This is a genomic window from Armatimonadota bacterium (assembly GCA_013314775.1).
In the GTDB taxonomy this organism is placed as follows: Bacteria; Armatimonadota; Zipacnadia; order Zipacnadales; family JABUFB01; genus JABUFB01.
The window spans coordinates 95,272-116,756 of the sequence record JABUFB010000003.1; the positions used below are offsets into that span (position 1 = coordinate 95,272).

Sequence of the window (21,485 nt, forward strand, 5' to 3'; positions counted from 1 at the left end):
GAGCCGAGGCAACCTGGCCCAGGACGTCATTCCGCGGGCGCGAAAATGAGGGCGGCGGAATTCATGCAGTACCGCAGGCCCGTCGGTGGAGGTCCGTCCTGGAACACATGTCCCAGATGGGCCCCACATCGCGCGCAGAGCACTTCCGTGCGCTCCAGGCCGAGACTTGTGTCAGGCTGCTCATCAATCCGTGTCTCGGACAAAGGCGTGTAGAAGCTGGGCCACCCGGTGTCGGTGTCGAATTTTGCGGCCGAGAGAAACAGGGCGTTCCCGCAAGCCACGCAACTGTAAAGGCCGTCGGCTCTGTTTGCATGGTACTGGCCAGTGAAGGCCTCCTCGGTGCCCTTCTCGCGTGTGATGTGGTACTGCAGCGGCGTGAGGATCTCGCGCCATTCGGCATCGGAACGGGTGAGCCGCTCAGGCTCCCGCACCGCGCGGTACGCCACGATCCAATCGATCTCCAGGCGGAAGGGACCGGCTTGCTTGTCACTGATGAGGAAGCCGAAGGACTGGACGCGCGAGGCATCAAGAGGCGGCCTGTTGCGCAAGGTCACCCCGCGGAAAGTAGGGACCATGTACCGGAAGGGTACTTGAAGGGTGATCCATTCCTCGGGTCGAGTTGGGAAAGTGGCCTGGTATGTCGTCCCGTCGAACAGCGCGTCCTGACGCGCGGACAACTTGTAGGCCTTGCCATCACCCTTGACGCGGAGAAGAACTCCTTCGTTGCCGTCAAGGTCCAGGTCCTTCGGGGCTGACCTGACCGACGCGAAGCCCCCGTTGTTCTCCAGGGAAACATTCCCGGCAAAGACCGCCGTGGACTTGCCGGTGAAAGTAAAGGTGCTGTCCGATACCCCACCCATAACGGTATCGTTGACAATCTGCCAGCGCGGCTCGTCCGTGGAGCCGTTGAACTGAAACACGGTTTTCCTTGTCATGGGCTCACCCGCACAATCCCCGTCCACCGCGAACAGTCCCACCATAGCAAGAGCAGTCGCGACAAGATTCAGACGCCTCAACATCGACCGCACCTCCTCCGCAACTCCTGCAACTGAAACTATCGTCTGACCTTATCGTCTACCCGCTCTGCTTCCTGCCGAAACTCGGACTCTGGCGTTACGGGCTGCTCCTCCCCAGCCAGTCCAGCGGGTACTTCCCATACTCGTAGAAGGCCGAATAGAGCGCTTCGATGTTCTCGAACGGCACTTCTTGACCGACCTCGCCGTGGAGCATCACCCCGCCATTGAACGTGCCGAAAGCCTCGATGGCCTCCTTTACCGCGTTCACCACATCATCGGGCGTGCCGAAAGGAATGACCCACTGGCGGTCGATGTCCGTGCGGATGCAGACGCGGCCACCGCAAATCTCGCCCACTCGCTTCGTATCCATGCACGAGTGCTGGGGGTTGAGCAGGGTGACACCGATCTCGATGAGGTCGTCAATGATCTCCAGTATCCAGCCGTCTGTGTGGAACCAGACATGGACGCCGGCGTCTCGGGCCACTTCGAACATCTTCTTGTAGCGGGGTTTGAAGAACCGCCGCCACATGTCGGGGTGAATCAGCAGGGAATCCTGGGATCCCCAGTCGTCGCCGAACTGGATGCAATCCGCACCGGCCTTCACATATCGCTCGATGTGATACAGATTGCGCTCCACCATGCGGTCGGCCAGTTCGTTGACGCCCTCGTTGTCTTCGGCAAGGTCCATGTAGTAGTTGGCATTGCCGCGCATGTGCTGCATAAGCTGGAAGAACCCGCAGCCGGAGCCCATGACGAACTCCTCGGGATGCCGCTGTTTGACCTGGGCCGCGAACTCCTCAAAATGCTCGTCCGGGGGAAGGGGAGGGAACTGGTAGGTCTTCCAGGCGTCCCAGTCGGGGATAGCGGGACGCAGCACCTCGCCCGATGTGTATCCGCGCAACCTGCGCCAGACGGTGCCCCACGCATCGGTCCACTCCACGATATCGTTTTCAGTCTGGCCCTCCTCGCGCGGCGCATTGAGATTGGCCTTGATTGCAGCATTGCCGAAGTCATCGGGATACTTCTCAGTAAGGTCGATGAGCTTCTGCCCGTGCTTCCAAAGCGCACCGGGGAAGATGTAGTGCTGAATGGGGCAGCGGTCCGGCCCTGTGAACTCAATGGCGGCAAGGATTCGCTCGCGCGGGGTCATGGGATCGGGTTCTCCAGGAAAGTAAAGGTCCCTTCGCCCGCGCCCCGCAGGCTGGTCTCGCGGGGCACGGTTGGCGAAGGTCCATTATTGGCCGCAGGCGGCAGGATGTCCTCTCCAGCAGTCGCCGAACTACAGCGCCTCAACGGCCTCCAGTCCGGTGATGTAGATGACGCCCGGGCTGATCTCGACCTCAGTCTCGCCCTCATCCACGCGCAGGGTGACGGCGTTGCCCTGGTAATCGCAGGCTTCGAGATTGTTGCCGGTGATGCGCAGGCGCACGCGCTGTGCTCCCTCAGCGCGCCACAGGGCCACGGTGCGAGACTGGCCGGCATCGAAAACGTAGCCGTAGTTGCCCTCCCCAAGATCGAGCTTCTCGACGAACTTCCCCACGCCCAGGGCCTGCGTCATGACCTGGAATGAGCGGTAGGCGGGCTTGGGCGTGAGATCATTGCGGACGATGCCAAAACGATGCTCGTTGTAGGTCGCGTCATCGCCGCCATCGCGGAACTCATACCACATGACATGCTCCAGGCCCTCGCCGAGGGTGAGCATGTAGGCGCGGGGGAGATACAGGGCCTGAACGTCTTCGGTGACTCCGCTTCCCCCCGTGCTGAGAATCGTGCCCAGGAAGGCGCCCTTGAGGTCGCTGTCGTACAAGTACAGGGCCACAGGGTAACCAATGAGCTTATCGCCATTGTAGGCCGCGAGCAGGGGCACGAACTTGTCATTGCCCTGCAATCGGGCATCAGTGAGCCAGCGTGTACTCTTCACGTTGGGCGGCAGGATGATGCCGGAATCTTCGGGCGCAAGCAGGCGCGTGTCACCGGCCTCCTCGGGCAGGCCCTCTTCGGTCCACCAGGCCTTCCAACCCACGTGCAACGGGCCCCGGGCCGCTTCCCCGGCATGGGGACCCTTCCACTCACCGTCCTCCTTGCGCTGGGCGTAGTAGAAAGGAACCCCACCGAGATGCGCAAGGAGCCCACCATCCTTCACGTATGCCAGCATGGCCGGGAAATCATCCGCGGGATAGTGCTCGCCGGTGGGCATGACCACGACCTGCGTGTCCTTCGGGTCGATGTCCGGCAGCTCCTCCAGTCCTGCCAACCGGCTGGAAAAACCATCGAGCTTGTTGAGCGCCTCGTTCACCGCCGGCCCGAGCGTGCCGAAGCCGGGCACGCCGGGAGCGTGCAGCACGGCGACCTTGAAGGACTGGGTTTCGGGGAACCGCAGCCTTGCGGAGTAGCGGATGAGCTGGGCGAAGAAGGCCGGGTCTGCGGAAGGGGTGATGTGGGTGGGCCAGCCGAACTCGGTGATCCAAATGGGCTTGCGGCCGCCGAACTCCTCGAGCAGCGCCCAGGTCTTCTGCAAGTCGGTCGTGATCTGCGCCTGCTCCGGCACCTGCGGATAGCGGTACGGGTGAACGGCCATGACGTCGAAGTAGTCGTGGGCCCCAAGCTCGAAGGTCTTGCGGATGAAGTCGAAGGGAATGCCCGCGGTGCCGCCGTAGAGAACGACGAGGCTCGGGTCGATCTCCTTGATGGTCCTGTAGGTGGCCTTGAGCAAATCGGTGTACTGGGCAGGGTCGGGGCTGGGCTTCCAAAAGCCGATGTTCGGCTCGTTCCAGACTTCCCAATACCTGAGGTCGCTCTTGTAGCGGCTGACCACGGTGCGCACGTAGTCGCACCAGTCCTCCAGGTGTTCGTGAGCGGGAAATGCCCAGTCCACGTTGTAGCACAGAATCGGGAGGATCGTGACGTTGTGCTTCTTCGAGGCGGCGACGATGGTATCGTACACCTCAAAGCGCCAGTCGTCATTGCTGCGCTCGAAATAGCCCCACGAGAAGTCGGCACGGGCGAAACGGATGCCCGCAGTGTCCATCATCGCAAGCTGGGCATCGTGGTCGCGATGTTCGTTGCCTGCGTGGAGGTGGGAGCAGATGCCGAAGGGACTGATCTGCGCCAGGAGCGGCGAAACGACGGCCAGCAGAGAAGTGGCGAAGATTGTGCGGAGCATGGGTAGGGCCTCCGTATCTTGGGTTGTGCACGCCGATATGATAAAGGTTCGCGCGACAAGGTGCAAAGGCAAGGGGCAGGATAGAGCAGGGCTTGCGGAGAAATGATGGAACGAAGGGGTGAGGAGTGCGCCTCAGCGCGAAAGGGAGGTGGCACGGCATGGATACCTGGATACCCCTGCTCGCAATCGGCGGCATCTTCCTGATATGGCTAATCTTGCAGTGGATCATCCTGCCGCGTCTTGGCCTGCCCACGTGACGGATCGACAGCAAACCGGCGGCGGGACCGCCGGACAGAGATGACGAAGCCGGGAAGCGCTGATCATGCTGGGCTGATGGACAGCCGCACAACCGCCAAAGGAGCCCTCACCAATGACCCTCATCGAGAACATCCAGGCATGCGTGAACCTCGAGGTCCCGCGAGACCTGCCGGTTTTCGCGCTGTCCCAGGAGTTCGACGCCCACTATGCCGACCTGCACTACGAAGAGTACATCCGTGATTCGGAGACCATTGTGGAGACCCAGCTCCTCGTGCGCGAGAGGTTCGGCTGGGACTGGTTCTGGCTGCACGTGGACGACACCTTGGAGTTCGAACCCCTTGGCGTGGAAGTGCAGGCAGGAGAAGACATCGTCCCGGCAGTGTGCGGCTTCCTGCCCTTCGACCGCGAGACACTGTCGTCCCTGAAGGTGCCCGATGCCACGCGCGATGCCAGGCTGCCCATGCTGCTGGAGGCGATCCATGGGCTGCGATCCGCGGCTGGCGACAATGCCTGCGTCACCGGGCGGATCGGCGCGCCGTTCTCGGCGGTGACGCTCATCTTCGGCATGGCCGAGACCTACATGATGATGATGGATGACCCCCAGTTGGTGCGCGACGCCATGAAGTTCACCGAGGAACTCGCGCTCAGCGTGGGCCTTGCGCAGATCGAGGCCGGCGCCCACGCGCTCTGGCTGGGCGACTGCAATGCTTCCACTCACCTCATGAGCCCGCAGCAGTATGAGGAATGGGCGCTTGAGCCGTGCCTGAGGGTAACACGGGCTTTCAAGGAAGCGGGCGCTTTCGTGTTCCTGCACAACAGCGAGGAGAAACTGGAGGGTCTCAAGGCTCAAGCACTGACCGAGCCCTCAGTTCTGAGCATCGGGCCGGGGATGGACATGGCGAAGGCGAAACCGGAACTACCCGGCGTGGCGATCATGGGCAATGTGGACCCAATCGGGCTCCTGCAATTGGGGAGCGCCTCCCAGGTGGCGGCGGAGACGGACAGGCTTGTGAGACTTGCGGCTTCGGGTGGGATGATCCTCAATTCCGGCGAGTGCATCCCGCGCGAGGCCAAGGGGCCAAATCTGCACACGATGTACGACACTGCGAAGAAGGTCTGGAATATCGCCCATTCGCGGTGAATAGTGAAGAGGACTGGCAGTGCGGTTCTGCGCCGGCGTTTCTGACGCCGGAGCAGTGTTCCCCGCTGAGAGCACACCAGGCAGGGCGCGGTGTGGGACCCGCACCCTGACCGGTAGAACACGCCTACGGTGCCACGATCGCATTCGCTCTACAGATGCCGGCTGCCTTGCGGATCACCGGAACCGGGTCCCCGGAGGGGTTCTTCACATACGCCTTGCGGGTGCGAGCATCCATTGCGAAGGTCTTGGTCGCGACCCGAACGCACTTGCCGCAGCCAGTACACTTGGCCGCGATGACTTTGGTCTTTGCCGTGGCCAACTGGTCGGCGCCGGCGATACTCCCTGCCCCAACCACGAGGGGAGCGGCGATGACGAGCCGGCACAGGTCCCCGATGAACTCTCTTCTGTCTCGCGCTTTCTCGGTGTTCATGTTACCTCCACCTACCGTCGATGCATAACTATGCAATACATCAAGGTAGACGGTCAAGAGGGTCTTCGGGTTCGCAGGTATCCCAAAGGCGGCGCGGCAGGTCTATTGAGGCTGGCTCTCGGCGAAGACGGACAAGAGTTTGGCAAGGACGATGATAACCCCGACGGCGGTGAGTATTGCGAAGCCGCCGCGAACGCGCGCTGCATCAAACCGGCGGGTAAGCCCCGCGCCGATGTGAGCGCCGACGGATGACCCAAGAAGCATGAGAAGCACCAGGGGCAGGTCCACGTGGCCGCGCATGGCATGGGCGTAGGTCCCGTAGGCAGCGGTGAAAATCGTCTGGAACATGCCGGTCCCGATGGAAATCACGGTCGGGCAGCCGATGGCGTAGATCAGCAGGGGCATAAGGATGAACCCCCCTCCAACCCCCAGCATCCCACTGAGGAAACCCACTACCACCCCGACACCAATGATGACCCAGATCGAGATGGAGTCGATCCCCGAGACGGGCAGGCTGACCAGCGGCCGCAGCTTGATGGCGTGGAGCAGGCGCATGATCGGCGTGCGGGGCTCCGCCGGAGTGCACTCGCCGCGGCGTGAGCAACGCAGGGCTTCCATGCCCACTGAGAGGCCCACGCTGCTGAGCAGGACTATGTAGACGAGGCTCATGACCAGGGTGATCAGGGGCACGTTGGCGCCGAAAACAGAGACGGTGCCCAGGCGTTTGAGCAGGCCCAGGACCTCCGCGCCACCTTCCGCTCCCAGCGCCGAACCCACGAGCATGAGAACACCCAGGCGGTAGTCGATATTCCCGAGGCGCGCGTGTCGGATGGATGCCGTGGCGCTCAGGCCGATCATCTGCGACAAGCTGGAGCCCACGGCAACGGTATACGGAATACCGAACAGGGCGTTGAGCATGGGGGTGAGCAGGAAGCCGCCGCCGACCCCGAAGAACCCTGAGAGTATCCCGATCACCAGCCCCAGGAGTACCATAAGCGGACCGGAGACCTGGATGCCGGCGAGGGGAAGGTCCACCACGGGCTATCGGTCCCCCCAGCGAAAGCCGGACTCGAGGACCGTCTCCACGACCCGCAGCACCTGGCTAACCAACATGCCGAAAATGAGGGGCGCGACGACGCTCAGCACCACATAGAGCGGCCGGGCCTGGAAGCCCGGCAGGTCAGGCTGCGCGTCCAAAGAGATGTCGGCCACGAATTTCAGGAAGTCCACGGGGCAGTCTTTCACAGTTCAGCGTTTGCGCACGATGCGAATCTCGCACTTGCCCTGCAGTTCTTCGCAGAGCCTGTCCACCGGTGAGCCGAAGAGCTTACGCAGCCAGTCGGGCCGCCCGGCTCGCGTCAAGATGAGAACCGCAGGGTCGATCTGTTCGACGAGGTCTCGCACTTCCACGGCAAACCGCCCCACCCGCATTTCGGTGCGGCACGGGAGATTGCGCTCGGCCGCGAGCTTCGCCACAAGATCCAGGGCCTCCTGCGCCTCGGCCTTGTGCTCATCCATGATGCCCTTCTCCATCTCCTCGCGCAGGCTTGTGCCTGCCATGACCCCGGAGTCGGCGAAGTAGCGCGCGAGATTGATATCCACGACGAACACAGCAACGAGCGGCGCATTGGTCTCTTCGCAAGTTGCGAGAGCTTCCTCGATCTCAGCTATGTCGCGCCGGAAGGTGGACAACGCCAGCAGCACGGGCTTGTTCATTGGTCTTCCCCTGCCTCAGGTGCCCATGTGCCAGCTGGCCAGGTATTCCTGCTGCTCGGCGGTGAGTGTGTCGATCTCGATGCCCATTGCCTGGAGCTTGAGCAGCGCCACCTGCTGGTCGATCTCCACCGGAACGGTGTGCACCGCGACATCCAGCTTGTCGTGGTGCAAGGTCATGTACTCGGCGCACAGAGCCTGGTTGGCGAAGCTCATGTCCATGACCGACGCCGGGTGACCCTCGGCGGACGCGAGATTGACCAGACGGCCCTGCCCGAGGACGAAGATGGATCTGCCGTCGGCGAGAGTGTACTTCTCGGTCTCGTGGCGGACGATTCTCTTGTCCGTGGCCATTTCGGCAAGGGCCACGAGGTCGACCTCCACGTCGAAATGCCCGCTGTTGCACAGGATCGCGCCATCGCGCATGACTTCGAAATGCTCGCCGCGGATGATGTGCTTATCGCCGGTCACGGTGATGAACACGTCCCCCATTTCAGCCGCCTTCGCGATGGGCATGACCTGATAGCCGTCCATGGCTGCTCGCAATGCTTCGATGGGGTCGACTTCCACAATGATGACCCGCGCTCCCATGCCTGCGGCGCGTGCGGCCACGCCTTTGCCGCACTGTCCGTAGCCGCAGACCACCACATTGCGTCCCGCGAGGAGGATATTCGTGGCGCGCAGGATGCCGTCGATGGTGCTTTGCCCGGTGCCATAGTAGTTGTCGAACAGGCACTTGGTCTTCGCATCATTCACCGCGATGATCGGGTACTTGAGGGCGCCGTCAGCAGCCATCGCGCGCAGGCGGATGACGCCGGTGGTGGTCTCCTCCATGCCGCCAAGGATCCCCGGAATCAGTTCGGTGCGAGAAGAGTGAATGGTGGCGATGACGTCGCAGCCGTCGTCGATGGTGATGGTCGGCTTCGCGTCGAGGATCGCGTGAATGTGCCGGTAGTAACTCTCGCTGTCCTCGCCGTGGATCGCATAGGTGCTGATGCCGTAGTCTTGCACGAGAGACGCGGCCACCGGGTCCTGGGTGGACAGCGGATTGCTTGCGCACAGGAGCACTTCTGCGCCACCCGCGGCAAGGGTGCGGCAGAGATTGGCGGTTTCGCTGGTCACATGCAGGCAGGCACCGATGCGCTGGCCGGCCAGTGGCTTCTCCTTCTCGAAGCGGGCGCGGATGGACTGCACGACTGCCATCTGGCGGTCGGCCCACTCAATGCGCAGCTTGCCTTCAGCGGCGAGGTTCAGGTCGGCGACATCGTATCCCATGGATCGGTCTCCTCGTGTTCACCCGCGCAGTGCGAGCGGTGTTCGTCCAGTTCGGTTCTTCCCGGCTCGGTGCGCCTATGCCTGCGACGTCCAGACTTGCAGACCTGAATGGTCGAACTGGAACTCAATGACGGTGCCGCCGAGATCCTCCACGGCACGCCGGACACGGTGTTCAGAGTCAGGCTCGCACAGCAGGAGAATGCAGCCACCGCCTCCGGCGCCGCACGCCTTGCCACCGAGCATTCCCTCGGGCCGAGCGATCTCGAACAAGGCTTCGATCTTCGGCGTGGTCATCTCGGAGTACAGGCGCTTCTGGTTCTCCCAGTTGAAGTCCAGCAACCTGCCCACGGCCTGCAGGTCCCGGGCCATCAAGGCGTCGCGCATGTCGGCGGCAGCCTGCCGGATGTTCATAAGCGCCTCGGCCACACCGGCTTCCCCGCGCTGGTATGCACCCATGACGCGGTTGATGAGATCTCCCGACAGCCGGGACTTGCCGGTATACACCAGCAGCAGGTGCTTTTCAAGCTCCAGGAGGAAATCCTTGGGCAGGCTAATGGGCTCCACGGTCACTTCCGGGTCCCGGAACTGCATGAAATTGATGCCGCCAAGTGCCGCGGCATACTGGTCCTGCTTACCTCCCGGTATCCCCAGTTCCTCGACTTCCAGAAGGTTTGCCAGGGCCGCGATTTCCATCCGGTCCACGTCATTGCCCTGCAGGTAGTCGATGATACCGACCATGGTCACGCCCATGGAGGCGGATGAACCGGTGCCCGATCCCGGTGGGGCTTCGCTGCGAGTGATGATATGCGCGGCAAGGTCGAACCCGCGGCGCCGGATGGCGGCTTTCAACAGGTCCAGATTGCCGTCGTACTCCATCTGGCGGATGCCGTGGGCCTCAATACGGGTGTCGTAGTCCGCGGATTCCAGCCGCAGTCGGCCGTCGCTGGTGGGTATCACCGAGGCGTACGAGAACCGCGAGATGGCGGCGTTCACAACCGCTCCGCCCTGCTCAGCGCTGAAAGGCGGTACATCGGTCCAGCCGCCGGCGAGGTCAACTCTTACCGGACTGCGAGCGCGCCAGATTGCCATGGGTCCGTCCTCTCGGCCGCCGTGGCGGCCTGTGAGTAGTGTTATTGGCGAAGATGGTCCCGTGCGTACTCTCGCACCGCCTCCCGCCAGGACCTCAGGGGCGCGAGGCCCATTTCCGGCAAACGCGCGCTGGTAAGCGGGCTGTAGCGCGGACGCCTGGTGGGGCTTTCCCACTGGGTTCGGGAGATCTCCTGAACCTGTATCTCGGAGGAACCTGCCGCGGCCAGTGCCTCGCGGGCCAGCTCAGCCCAGGAGCAGACCCCTGCGTTGGTGCAGTGTACAATGCCCACGGCCTCGCGCGCCACCAGCTCCCAAAGGCGCGCCGCGAGATCGCGAGTGTATGTAGGCGAGCCGAACTCGTCGGCAACCACTTTCACGCTGCCCAGTTCGCGGCCCTTGGTCACGATAGTGCGCACGAAGTTCTTCCCGCCGGGCCCGAAGAGCCATTGGGTGCGGACGATCAGCACCCGGTCATGCTCCCGTGCTGCACTGCGCTCGCCCTCAAGTTTGGATTCCCCGTAGGGGTTGATCGGCGCCGGCTGGTCATCCTCGTCATACGGGGCGCCTTTCTCACCGTCGAAAACGTAGTCCGTGCTGATCGCCACCAGGTGCGCGCCGCAGGCTCGGCAGGCCCGGGCGACGTTCCCGGTGGCCTCGGCGTTGACGCGGAAGGCAAGCTCAGGGTCGCGGGTGCATCCGTCCACGTCGGTGTAAGCGGCGCAATGGATCACCGCGGATGGATGTGGATCCGCCACTGCCTGCATGGCCTGGGCAGGGTTGGTGAGGTCGCCGTCGGGTAGATCAACGCCCACTGCTGTGACACCCTCGGGGGCCAGTTCGACCACGGCGCTGCCCAGCATTCCGGCCGCGCCGGTGACGACTACTCGCTTTTGCCGCATGCCCTGATCACCGCGGCAAGCGTACCAGTAAGCCCTTCGGTGAGTCAATGCGTGAGGGCGTAGGTGAGGATGTTGACACCCATCCGCAGAGCCAACTCGCGGATTTCGGGAGGATCGTTGTGGACATCGGCGTCCTCCCAGCCGTCATTGAGATCGGTGTTGAAGGAATAAAAGAGGACCACCCGGCCCTCGTGGATGATAGCGTAACCGTGGGGTGGGCCACCGTGGTGCTCGTGGATCTTCGGCAGACCTGAGGGGAAGGAGTAGAAGCAGCGGTAGATCGGGTGACTGTAGGGCAATTCGACCAGGGGAATGTCTGGGAAGAGCTTCTTCACCTCGGGTCGGAAGAACTCGTCCAGACCGTAGTTGTCGTCCACATGCATGAACCCGCCACGGGTGAGGTAGCGCCGAAGATTTGCCCGCTCCGGTTCGGTGAAACGGATCTGCCCGTGGCCGGTGACGAAAAGGGCAGCGTAATCGAAGATGCGGTCGGATCCCGGCTCAACCGTGCCGGGGCTAGGCGCGATCCGGATGGTGGTGCGCTGGTTCACGGCACGAATCAGATTGGGCAGGCCAGTGGGGTTCGCATACCAGTCACCGCCGCCCCCGTACTTCAAGCGGGCAACCTGAAGCTCCCCCGGCGCGGCTGCGAGGAGCGTCGTGAGCGCGAGGAGGAAGATGGTTGTGAATGAGCGTGTCATGATGTGATCCAAGAGCGATTTCAGTCAACCTGGCACGGATCGGGTAGAGGCACCCGTTCCGGGTACCGCACGGGATCGGATGTAAATCCCCCAGTTGGTGATCGCCAACGTCGTCGGGGGCAAGCCCGCCCTGTAAGTCCGCCGGTTGTCCGTGGCGCTTGAGCATCCCCGTGCACGTGTGCCGGCTCTTTGCAGGCGACCAACAGCAGGGGAAGGCTCTGCGTCCGACGGGATTACTCTTCTCTACGGGCGGAGGGCTCCCCTGCCGCACGAAGGCCGCCGGAATGCAACAGGGAGCCCGCGCCTGTCTCGGCGGAGCTCCCTGGAGATCCTTCCGCGTCTGGGGCGTTGCGGCTTACTGCATCGCGCCGCCGCCGCCACAACCGCCAGCGGCACCCGCGCCACAACCCCTGGCAGCACCGGCTCCGCAGGGCTTGCCCGCGCAGCCAGGTCCGCCCTTGCAATCAGCGGCGCAACCGACGCCGGCCTTGCCAGGGCACTTGCAGGCGCCACCCTCAGCACAGCACGGGCACTTGCAGTCGGGGCCGCAGGTGCACTCGCCGCCCACACAGCACTTGCAGCCCTTGGCGGCACACTCCGGGCATGTGCAAGACGCGCCCGCCATCGCCGCGACGCCGGCCTTGCCAGGGCACTTGCAGGCGCCACCCTCAGCGCAGCACGGGCACTTGCAGTCGGGGCCGCAGGTGCACTCGCCGCCCACACAGCACTTGCAGCCCTCGGCACACTCCGGGCATGTGCAAGACGCGCCCGCCATCGCCGGGCAACCGGGACAGGCTGATGCCGCAGCCTCCGAGATGAACTTCGACAGCGCCTGGTGCTTGGCGATCATGTCCTGATTGAGCGTCCACAGCTCTTTCTGCTTGGCCTGCACGGCTGCGGCATCGACTTTGTCGGCGCCCAGGAGCCGGAACATATCCCACATCGCCCGGTGACGCTTGACCTGCAGTCGCTCCAGGTCCTTCCACAACTTCTGCGACTCGGGATTGACCTGGACCGGGCCGGCAACCATCATGCCCATTCCCATGCCCCGGCCACGTCCCTGACCCATGCCCTTGCCACCCATGGGGCAGCCCTGCGTGGCGGCCATGCCACAGCCGGCACCCGCGCCCGCCCCCTGGGCCATCATGCCACACCCGGCTCCCTGCTGGCCGTGGGGGCCTTTGCCATCCTTGAGCATCTTCGGCTTGCCGTCACACGAGCCGCAATCGGCCGTGGCTGCCGTCTGTGCCAGAACCAGCGCCAGAACGACAGTGATGAGTCCCAGCACGAACACGTACCTCTTCATACCACGCACCTCCGGTGTTTGTTGAGCGCGAGCTCTATTTCCTATCTAACATGTAGACAGTTGCACATGTTCCCGGCACCTGCTAACAGGTGACCCGAAAGTGCGGCGCCCCGTGACAGACCACGGGGCGCCGTCACTACACCGCATAACCCATTTATTCTTCGCCAAGTTCCGCTTTGTACGCATTTGACATTTCCACGAGCTTCTCCATACGCTCGGGGATAGGCAGGTTCTGCGGGCACTTCTCGACACAGACGCCACAGGCGATGCACTTCGAGGGGTCCATGCGTTCGCTGCCCACCATCTTCGCCACCATCTTGCGGGCGCTGGGGACCTCGAACACAGCCGCAAGCTGGTACATGGGCATCATCATCCATACAGGCAAGTGCTCGGGGCAAGCGCCGGCGCAGTACCGGCAGCCGGTGCAGAGCGGCTCGCCTTTGGTGAAATCGCGGAAGGCCTGAATGAAGCGCTCGCGTTGCGCGGGGGTCATCGGGTCTTCGAGACTCGCCACGCGGGCGTTCTGGTCCATGTGCTCGATCTCATTCATGCCGGAGATGAGCGTGGTGACGCCGGGGTTGCCCAGGAGGAAACGGATGGCGATCTCCTGCACAGGAAGGCCGGCGAATTCGGGCAGAGCGCGCTCGAATGCCGGAGACTCACCCACAAGCAGCCCGCCGCGCAACGGGCCCATGATGCAGACGCCCACTCCGTGCTCATGGGCGTAATCGATGACCTTCTCGGGTGCGGTGTCGGTGAAGTTGTAATAGACGGTGATGAACTTGAAGTCGGGCACCTGGGCGAGCCACTCGATGACTTGATCACCGATGGGGTTGTGGGTGGTGAAGCCCAGGTGCTTCACGAGGCCCTGTTCTTTGGCTTCGCGCATGGCGGCCAGAGGGGTGTCCGCGCCGATGCAGGCAGTCTCGAAATGATCCGGCGCGCTCATGTCCCAGAGCTGGTAGAAGTCGAAGTATTCCACCCCCGCGCGCTTGAGAGAGTTTTCGATGCACTGCCACATCTGGTCCCGAGTGCTGATTCCCAGGCTACGCTCCACCTTGGGCTCGCCTGCCCGGGGCTGGGCCTTGCTGGAGAGCACCATAGTCTCGCGGGGCACTCCGGCGATGGCTTTGCCCACCCAGGACTCCGCATTGTCGTCGAATTCCTTGTACGAGTACGCCGGGCCGATGTCGAAGTAGTTCATGCCCAGGGACAGGCCGTGGTGGATCATCTCCGCCGCGTTTTCGGGACCCTTGTAGCGCATGGTCCCATGTCCGAGTGTTGAGATCATGATGCCCGTGTCGCCGACTTCACGGTACTGCAAGATGAACGCCTCCAGTCGAAGAGTGAGCCCGCCTCCAGAGCGTACGCCCGGACAGCGGGCCCGCCGGATCTGCCAAGCGGCTCACCGCCGCGGACGGGCCGGGATGACCCGGTAAGCTTAGGCCAACACGAAGGCGGCGTCAACCACGAGGAAGTTGGGGGGGCGTTCACCGAAAGCAAGTCGGTTCAGTCGAGCCGGGCCTGATGTCCTTCCTCGGGTGCACCGGTCAACGAAAAGAGACGCCGTCGTTACCTCAAAGCGCGCGAAGCAGGCCGCACAACCGCCCGGCTTCCTCATCCTTTCTGTCGCGGCCTTCGCGAGGTGTGAGGCAAAAGGCCCGTTAGCGAGTCTCCAGCACGTTCGGGCCGGCGATAGATGAGGCGCGGATGCCTGCCAAAGCGAAAGACCCCAGGTTGGAGGTGTCACAAATCGGTGGGTCGGTTCTGGGCTCAGGGCCCTGAAAGGGAGGATGCACGATGTGAATAAACTTGTTACAGATTTTTCAATGGAGAGGGAACCTTCCCACAGGATTCCACGTCTATATTGATAGTACGAGAGGCGGGGCTCACCCCGATAAGGGGCTACACGCCACAACAAAGGAAGGCCACTCCCTCCCTCCTTCCCGAGCCGATGACGCTGAGCCCCGCCTGTCCTAATGACCCTGACGCCAGAGCAAGAGGAAGGGGACTGTGATGATCAGGCTTCTACTGCTCTTTGCAATCTTGGCGATCTTTTCAGCCGCCGTGCCGGCATTTGCTCAGGCCGGAACCATGCGCAGTTATGTGGTCATCCCGATGAACCACATCAGTCCCGCGCTTATTGCCCAGATCATGGGTGGCGAGGTTATCTACGACCTCGGTCCTGGCGGCGGTGGCGGCAACATGGGCGGCTACGGTGGAATTGGCCCCGGCATGTACGGCGGATACGGCTATGGTGCAGGTTATGGGGGTTACCGTCCGGGGCAAGATGCAGGTTTCGGAACGCCGCCTGGCAGACGCAACTGGTAAAACCTTCTCATGGCTACCCTCCCTCCCTAAGTCGCAGCCATGTGACACAGCAGCACAGCTGGGCGAGCCCGCCCGGTCCCTGCCCAAGGACCGGGCGGGTCCGCTTCTGCATGCAGGTAGATTGGGCTGTCTGGAGGAAAAGGATCAGGTCGTTCCAACAGCCGGGCAGGAGGCGCACCGACATGGCCATGACTGTGGGCGTCTGGGGCGTTGACCACCCCCATGGGGGCGGACACCTGAAGGCCCTCGAAAGCACCCCCGCCGTGGAGCGCCTGCTGTTCTTCGATGCCGACGACGCCAAAGCCCGGGCAGCCTGCGCGAACAGCGCGAAGGGTTTCATGGTGGACTCGCCTGACGCGCTGCTTGAACCCGGCGCGGTGGATGCGCTGGTGGTGCTCCTGACCGACCGCGAGGCCGGGCCGGCCACCTTGCGGGCGGTGGAGGCGGGCGTCTATGTCTATGGGGACAAGCCCGGAGCGCGCACTGCGGCGGAAATGGCCCGGATCGTCGAAGCCTGCAACCGCACTGGCGCCGCCTACTGCCCCTGCTACCCCTACCGCGTAGACCCAGTGGTGGTCGAGATCGGGCGGCTGATCGACGGGGGCGTGCTGGGCGATATCTGGTCTTTCGGCGCGCTGTGGCTCACGTCGCAAGTTGCATTGCGCGGGCCATCGTCCTGGCTTTTCCATCGGGAAACCGCAGCCGCGGGCATCCTGTCGTGGCTTGGTTGCCACTGGATCGACCTGATCTTCCACCTGCTTGGCCCTGGGCGCTCCGTCATGGCGCGCATCGCGACCCTCTCCGGCGAAAAGATCGATGTGGAAGACACGGCGGTTGTAACCCTCGAGCTGCAGTCTGGGGCAATCGGCTGCCTGCGTGCGGGGTACGCGCACAAGCCTTTCCTGGGCTACGACGACAGTGACCTGTCAGTGAGTTTTGAGGGCAGTCTCGGGTCGCTCTACTGGCCGGTGAAGGGCGAGAACGGCTACCGGCTGCGCACCGGGCACCCGGACTACGACGGCCTTGCGCGGCGTTGGGTGCGGTTCGAGCGCACCAGCGACCCGCAGAGCCCCGGGTATTCTTACGCCTTCCTCAACGCGTTCCTCGAAGCCGCGTGCAAGCGCACCGCGCCGCCTGCTACCGCCCTGGATGCCCTGCGGGTACTGCAGGTGGTGGAGGCAGCCCGGCGGTCGTCGGACGAGGGCGTGCGGGTGGAACTCTGAGCGGGCCAGGGCAGACGCGGAAAGGCCTCCATTCATGGTCGTCGGGTTCCCGGACCCGTTTGGCGTGCTTTACGGCCAGCTATGGTGCAACCTCGCCAGAAACCACAGAACACGGCAATGCACTCGGCCGCAGTCAAGACACCTGCGCCACGCGCTTCAGCCCAGGGGCCGGCGCATACTCCCCCTTTGCCCTTGCGATTGGCCTGCCCCACTGGTATCATGGGCCGGTAAGATTGACACTCTCTGACAGGGAGCATCAGGATTGTGGCTGACAGACCACGGGTTGCGCTGATCCAGTTCCCCGGCTCAAACTGCGAGTGGGAAACCGTGCGGGCGGCCGAAGCCGGCGGCCTCGCTTGCGATGTATTCCGCTGGAATCGGGATGCCGCCTTGCTTGCCGAGTATGACGGCTACATCATCGGCGGCGGGTTCTCTTATCAGGACCGGGTCCGCAGCGGCGCCATTGCCGCGAAGGAACCCATTGTCAATCGGGTTTTCCTCGAGGTCATGGATAAGGGCAAGCCCTGCCTGGGCATCTGTAATGGCGCGCAGGTGCTGGTGGAAGCGGGGATGATCCCCGGCATCACGCCGGGGGATGTGGAGATGGCGCTGGCGCCGAACTTCCACGATCCGTCGGGCCGGATCGCTGGATTCTGCTGCCGGTGGGTATACCTGCGGCATTCCAGCGGTACGTGCAAGCTGACATCCCGGATGCCCAGGGGGCAGGTCTGGCCGGTGCCCATTGCCCACGGTGAGGGGCGGTTCACCACGCGCATCGAGGGTCTGCTGGAGAAGCTGCGGGAGAACGATCAGATCGTCTTCCAGTATTGCGATGCTGAAGGGGCACTGGATGAGAGCCGCGCTGTGAACCCCAACGGTGCGCTAGCCAATATCGCCGGCCTGTGCAACCCTGAGGGCAACGTCCTCGCGCTCATGCCTCACCCCGAGCGCGCCAGCTTCTTGCGACAGGTGCCGGGCGAATTGGGAGGGGAATGGGCCGCGGCGAAGAACCGGGCCTGGGGTAATGCGGCGGCGGCGGAAGCACCGGGCCCGGGTCTTGCAGTGTTCGAATCCATGCGCGACCTGCTTGCGGCGGTTCCTGCCTGACGCGGCGCGTTCACACCCAAGACGAGGTTTTCCCACCATGGAGCATGTGGAGTTGCTGGTCAGGCTGAAGATCCCGGATGTCACTGCGCTCACGGCTGCCGGCGCATTACGACGGCGCATGGGCTACGGGGAGACGCTCAAGAGTTTGAAGCGCGCGGACTACTACAGGTTCGAAGTGGATGCGCCGGATGCCCAGTCGGCCATCGCGCTGGTGTCGGAAATCGCCGAGAAGACCAACCTGTTTGTGAACCCGAACAAGCATGTGTTCGAAGTGCGCGCGGGCGAACATGAGGCGGGGCAGTCCGCGGGCGCACAAGTGGCGCACGTGCTTGTGACCGACCCCGGTGACGGTTCGGCGGAGGGGGCGCTCGCGGCGCTGTCGGGACGGCTCGGATATGGCGACCGGGTGCGCGGGCTGCTCAAAGGGGTTCTGTGGACCCTGGAACTGGACGCGCCAGATGCCCAGGCAGCGCGAAAGATGGCGGAGGAGATTGCGATTACCCGTCGCCGCGACCGGGGCCTTCTGATGAACCCGCATTTTCAGGAGTGCGAGGTCTGGTAGCTAGGGAGACGGGCAGAGCTGTTGAGGGCGCAGCCCTGCTGATAGTGGGGCTGCGCCTGTCGCTTTCTGGGAGGAGTGACGGCGGCCTAACCCCCCTCGGTCTCCATCTCCTTCGCGGCGACGGCAGCCGGTCCCGGGCGTGACACCCGCGTACGCCTTTGCGTCCACAGGACGCGTGGCCGAAGGCCCCCAGCCCCGTGCTTCAGCGCGGGGCCAAAGGGCCAGCGCGACACCCGCGCTGTTTTCTCGTCCGAAGGCCCCCAGCCCCGTGCTTCAGCGCGGGGCCAAAGGGCCAGCGCGACACCCGCGCTGTTTTCTCGTCCGAAGGCCCCCAGCCCCGTGTTCAGCGCGGGGCCAAGGGGCCAGCGCGACACCCGCGCTCATTTCTCGTCCGAAGGCCCCCAGCCCCGTGCTTCAGCGCGGGACGGCAAAGCTATCAGCACGGGAGCCGAAGTTCCTCAAGCACTCCGTGCGTCATCCCGAAGTAACAGACACGGAAACCTTCCGAGAAGGTGGAGGCGCAACGTGTCCCGGTTCTTCATTCTCCGCACCTCGTGGCCGCTAGTTATCTTTCTCCTCGCGACGGTCGAGCCGTCGGATGCCGCCGTGTCGTGCCTCATCACCACTCAACGGCCTGCACGCACCTTCTACGTGGGCGAACGACCGGTGCTCAATGTCCATGCGGATTGCGAATCCAGGGAAGTGCCGTACGAGGTGCGCGACTATGACGGCAGTGTTGTGGCGCGCGGCACCATGAGTCTCTCAGCGGACCGGCCGGAAGTGCTCGAACTGCGGCCCATGCAATGCGGGCTGTACTCGCTCGCGCTCCAATTCGGCGATGAGACGGTGACCGATGCCTTCTGCGTGATCCCGCGGCCCGGTCTCGCGAAAGGCGATCCGGGTCTTTGGGGTTTCCAGAACTCGCCCATGGAGGAGGAGCGGTACAGGCTCATCGCCCAGATGGGCGGCCGCTACCTGCGCTTCGACATCAGCTGGCCCGACTATGAGCGCAAGAAGGGTGTGTTTGTACGCACCCGCCCTGACTGGTTCGCCGCAGCGGGCCGCAAGTTCGGCCTGCAGATGATCCCGACCCTGGGCTACACCACAAGCTGGGCTTGCCTTCCCCCGGACGACATGAGCCCGGTGCGCACCCACACCTTCGCCCCGAAAGAACTGGATCATTGGCGCATTTACGTGGAGGCGATGCGTGACATCCTCGCGCCTCAGACGGTGAACTGGCCCTCGCCGGAGGTGGATCAGGGGGGCGTTGAGACCCTTCCCCTGGTGCGTAGTTGGGAGATCTGGAACGAGGCCGACCAGAATTACTACTATGGGCCGTGGGCGCGTTATGTGGACCTGTTGCGCATTGCTGCCTGCGCGCTGAAGCAGAAGAATCACCACGAGAAGGTTATCTACGGCGGTTCCTGCGCGCACTGGACGGAGATGGGCCGGACATACGCCATGAACGGGCAGTATTACTTCGACCAGATCGCGTGGCATTCGAACTTCGACATACAGACCCAGACCCTCGGCTATTACTATGGCGTGCCACAGCTTGGGTACCGGCACTGGCTGCCGTGCCGGACGGTCCAGACGGAGTGTTACCCGTCGATACCCACCGGAGTGCCTCCCGGCGAGTACGTGTTGCGTCTGTATGCGACCCTGAAAGCCTGGCGCGAGGAGGGCTACTGCTACTCGCTGATCGGGCTGCCGCTTATCGGCAAGGAAGCGCCAACTATCCCGGCTTTCACCTATCGCAACGCGACCGGGCAAATTGTCCCGAAGGCGATGTATGTGGGCTACGCGGCGACGGTGAACTTGCTGTCCGAAGCCGCCTACATCGGACCGTTGGAACTGGGCGAGGGCGTCACCGCTTACCTGTTCGCGAGCCGGGGCCGGCCTTTCGTCGTCATGTGGTCGCCCGATGGCACGCGCACGGCCACGGTGGATCTGGAGCCCGGTGCGGTGCGCCTGGACGGACTAGGCAGGAGTTTCAAAGCCCGTGGACGCAGTGTGACCCTCAATGTGACGGGGAAACCGGTGGTGTTCATGGGGGTCTCGGATGAATACGTCGCCCAGGCGATCCGCGCCCGCTTCGAGCTTTACCTGACCACCGAATACGGGTATGTCTACAACGTGGATTCGCCCTACGTGCGCGCCCTTGCCACAGACATCAAGGTGGGCACGGAGGATCAGGCGGCGCGGATGCGGGCCACGCTGGCCGCGGCGCTGGAGCGGATGGGCACCAACTTCAGGCGGGACACCGCGGCCCTGGAGCCGGTGGCGCTGGACATCCGCGCATCCATGGTGAATCTCGCGAACGCGGCGGTCATGCGGGGCTCCCCCCAGGCCAATCACTGCACCGGGCTGTACCGCCTGCAACTCATGTCCGAATGGTTTGCCGATGTCATGGATGCCCTGTGCGCTCCCGTGGAAAACGCGACACGGGTGGCCGATCCGGACCCATGGGACTCTCTTGAGCAGGCGCGGGCACAGCTGGTCAGTGACCAGTTGGGCACGATGAAAGGACTGTCCGAGGCCATCGTCGACCGCGGTTTCCGCATGGCGGAGGCTTTCCGGAGACACGGCGGGCATGGGGCCTGGCTGGCGGCCATGACGGCCCGCGAAGCTGCGCTGACCTTTGCCCCGGTCGACCCGGCGAAGGTTGTGGACGTGTTCGTGATCGCCTACTTCCCCCAGGCGCGCATGATGACCAAGGCCACACTTCTACCCGCAGGAACGACGCATACCGTGGAGTTTGAGGTACATAATTTCACGCCTCAAGCCGTGTCGGGCACGGTGCGCCTGACGGTGCCGGACACGTGGACCACGAAGGAGATCACCGCCGACTTCTCTGTGGAAGCCAACAGTCTGACACCACGCATCCCGGTACAGTTCGAGATCCCCGGGTCGGATGACCCCTGGCAACTCAAGTGGGCGTACCGTCCGGGACACCCATACTGCGTCTCGATACCTCCGCAGCTTGGGACCACGGTGATCGTGACCGCCGGGGGCACGCTGTCGGACGGGCGGGAGCTGTTGCCGACACTCCAGGAGGTGAATGTTGGTACGTGGGTTCGCGACGGGACGCCGCCGTCGTGATAGCGCTCCCTGATCTTCTGAGCGGACGCTGGTCTCACAGCCCGCGAAGGGGCTGGAACCGTAGTCAGCGGCCGAATCGCGTCTCCTGAGCTGCCGAAGAGGGCAACAGTGATGATGAGAACACCGGGCGGTTGTGCTGCCCTTCCAGGGGCTCCCGGGTGATTATCAA

Annotated in this window: 18 protein-coding genes and 2 pseudogenes; 6 read left to right on the top strand and 14 right to left on the bottom strand. The window is 63.6% G+C overall.

Features of this window, described 5'->3' with window-relative positions:
• Nucleotides 1–26: 26 nt before the first annotated feature.
• The 4 genes and pseudogenes from msrB to HPY44_03220 all read right to left on the bottom strand — a co-directional run bounded on the left by msrB (nt 27) and on the right by HPY44_03220 (nt 4,179).
• The gene (gene msrB, locus HPY44_03205; protein ID NSW54998.1) at nt 27–431 is read right to left on the bottom strand and encodes a peptide-methionine (R)-S-oxide reductase MsrB; all 405 of its coding nucleotides are present in this window, start codon (nt 429–431) and stop codon (nt 27–29) included.
• Nucleotides 432–935 (bottom strand): annotated as a pseudogene (locus HPY44_03210) (CIA30 family protein).
• Nucleotides 936–1,113: 178 nt separating this feature from the next.
• Nucleotides 1,114–2,166 carry a hypothetical protein gene (locus tag HPY44_03215; GenBank protein NSW54999.1) on the bottom strand — a complete coding sequence of 351 codons (1,053 nt, stop codon included), beginning with the start codon at nt 2,164–2,166 and terminating at the stop codon, nt 1,114–1,116.
• Nucleotides 2,167–2,295: 129 nt separating this feature from the next.
• Complete coding sequence (locus HPY44_03220) at nt 2,296–4,179, bottom strand: hypothetical protein (protein ID NSW55000.1); 1,884 nt, start codon at nt 4,177–4,179, stop codon at nt 2,296–2,298.
• 370 nt (nt 4,180–4,549) lie between these two features.
• Here HPY44_03220 and HPY44_03225 point away from each other — a divergent pair, with 370 nt between their 5' ends.
• Nucleotides 4,550–5,578 (top strand): hypothetical protein, encoded by a 1,029-nt coding sequence (locus HPY44_03225; GenBank protein NSW55001.1) that lies wholly within the window; start codon nt 4,550–4,552, stop codon nt 5,576–5,578.
• A gap of 124 nt (nt 5,579–5,702) precedes the next feature.
• Here the strand turns inward: HPY44_03225 and HPY44_03230 are convergent, their stop codons facing one another.
• From HPY44_03230 to HPY44_03275, 10 genes are all read right to left on the bottom strand, one after another.
• Nucleotides 5,703–6,008 carry a ferredoxin gene (locus tag HPY44_03230; GenBank protein ID NSW55002.1) on the bottom strand — a complete coding sequence of 102 codons (306 nt, stop codon included), beginning with the start codon at nt 6,006–6,008 and terminating at the stop codon, nt 5,703–5,705.
• Nucleotides 6,009–6,110: 102 nt separating this feature from the next.
• Complete coding sequence (locus HPY44_03235; GenBank protein ID NSW55003.1) at nt 6,111–7,046, bottom strand: sulfite exporter TauE/SafE family protein; 936 nt, start codon at nt 7,044–7,046, stop codon at nt 6,111–6,113.
• Nucleotides 7,047–7,049: 3 nt separating this feature from the next.
• Complete coding sequence (locus tag HPY44_03240; GenBank protein ID NSW55004.1) at nt 7,050–7,238, bottom strand: hypothetical protein; 189 nt, start codon at nt 7,236–7,238, stop codon at nt 7,050–7,052.
• A gap of 18 nt (nt 7,239–7,256) precedes the next feature.
• Nucleotides 7,257–7,724 (bottom strand): universal stress protein, encoded by a 468-nt coding sequence (locus HPY44_03245; protein NSW55005.1) that lies wholly within the window; start codon nt 7,722–7,724, stop codon nt 7,257–7,259.
• A gap of 15 nt (nt 7,725–7,739) precedes the next feature.
• Nucleotides 7,740–8,996, bottom strand: a complete 1,257-nt coding sequence (locus HPY44_03250; GenBank protein ID NSW55006.1) for an adenosylhomocysteinase — start codon at nt 8,994–8,996, stop codon at nt 7,740–7,742.
• A gap of 75 nt (nt 8,997–9,071) precedes the next feature.
• Nucleotides 9,072–10,085, bottom strand: a complete 1,014-nt coding sequence (locus HPY44_03255) for a GHMP kinase (GenBank protein ID NSW55007.1) — start codon at nt 10,083–10,085, stop codon at nt 9,072–9,074.
• A 41-nt stretch (nt 10,086–10,126) separates the two neighbouring features.
• Entirely contained in the window at nt 10,127–10,984 is an 858-nt protein-coding gene (rfbD, locus tag HPY44_03260) for a dTDP-4-dehydrorhamnose reductase (GenBank protein ID NSW55008.1), read from the bottom strand.
• Nucleotides 10,985–11,028: 44 nt separating this feature from the next.
• The gene (locus HPY44_03265) at nt 11,029–11,685 is read right to left on the bottom strand and encodes a DUF4159 domain-containing protein (protein ID NSW55009.1); all 657 of its coding nucleotides are present in this window, start codon (nt 11,683–11,685) and stop codon (nt 11,029–11,031) included.
• A gap of 355 nt (nt 11,686–12,040) precedes the next feature.
• Nucleotides 12,041–12,991: a hypothetical protein gene (locus tag HPY44_03270; GenBank protein ID NSW55010.1), complete on the bottom strand. Its 951-nt coding sequence runs from the start codon at nt 12,989–12,991 to the stop codon at nt 12,041–12,043.
• 154 nt (nt 12,992–13,145) lie between these two features.
• Nucleotides 13,146–14,315, bottom strand: a complete 1,170-nt coding sequence (locus HPY44_03275; protein ID NSW55011.1) for an aldo/keto reductase — start codon at nt 14,313–14,315, stop codon at nt 13,146–13,148.
• Nucleotides 14,316–15,178: 863 nt separating this feature from the next.
• Between HPY44_03275 and HPY44_03280 the strand changes: the two are divergent.
• The 5 genes and pseudogenes from HPY44_03280 to HPY44_03300 all read left to right on the top strand — a co-directional run bounded on the left by HPY44_03280 (nt 15,179) and on the right by HPY44_03300 (nt 21,316).
• Nucleotides 15,179–15,265 (top strand): annotated as a pseudogene (locus HPY44_03280) (RNA-binding protein).
• Between the two features lie 239 nt (nt 15,266–15,504).
• Nucleotides 15,505–16,545, top strand: coding sequence for a Gfo/Idh/MocA family oxidoreductase (locus HPY44_03285; GenBank protein NSW55012.1), 1,041 nt, complete (start codon nt 15,505–15,507; stop codon nt 16,543–16,545).
• Between the two features lie 264 nt (nt 16,546–16,809).
• Complete coding sequence (gene purQ, locus HPY44_03290; protein NSW55013.1) at nt 16,810–17,652, top strand: phosphoribosylformylglycinamidine synthase I; 843 nt, start codon at nt 16,810–16,812, stop codon at nt 17,650–17,652.
• Between the two features lie 37 nt (nt 17,653–17,689).
• Nucleotides 17,690–18,214 (top strand): phosphoribosylformylglycinamidine synthase subunit PurS, encoded by a 525-nt coding sequence (locus HPY44_03295; protein ID NSW55014.1) that lies wholly within the window; start codon nt 17,690–17,692, stop codon nt 18,212–18,214.
• Nucleotides 18,215–18,739: 525 nt separating this feature from the next.
• On the top strand, nt 18,740–21,316 hold the full coding sequence (locus tag HPY44_03300) for a hypothetical protein (GenBank protein ID NSW55015.1): 2,577 nt from the start codon (nt 18,740–18,742) through the stop codon (nt 21,314–21,316).
• The last annotated feature ends 169 nt before the right edge of the window (nt 21,317–21,485 follow it).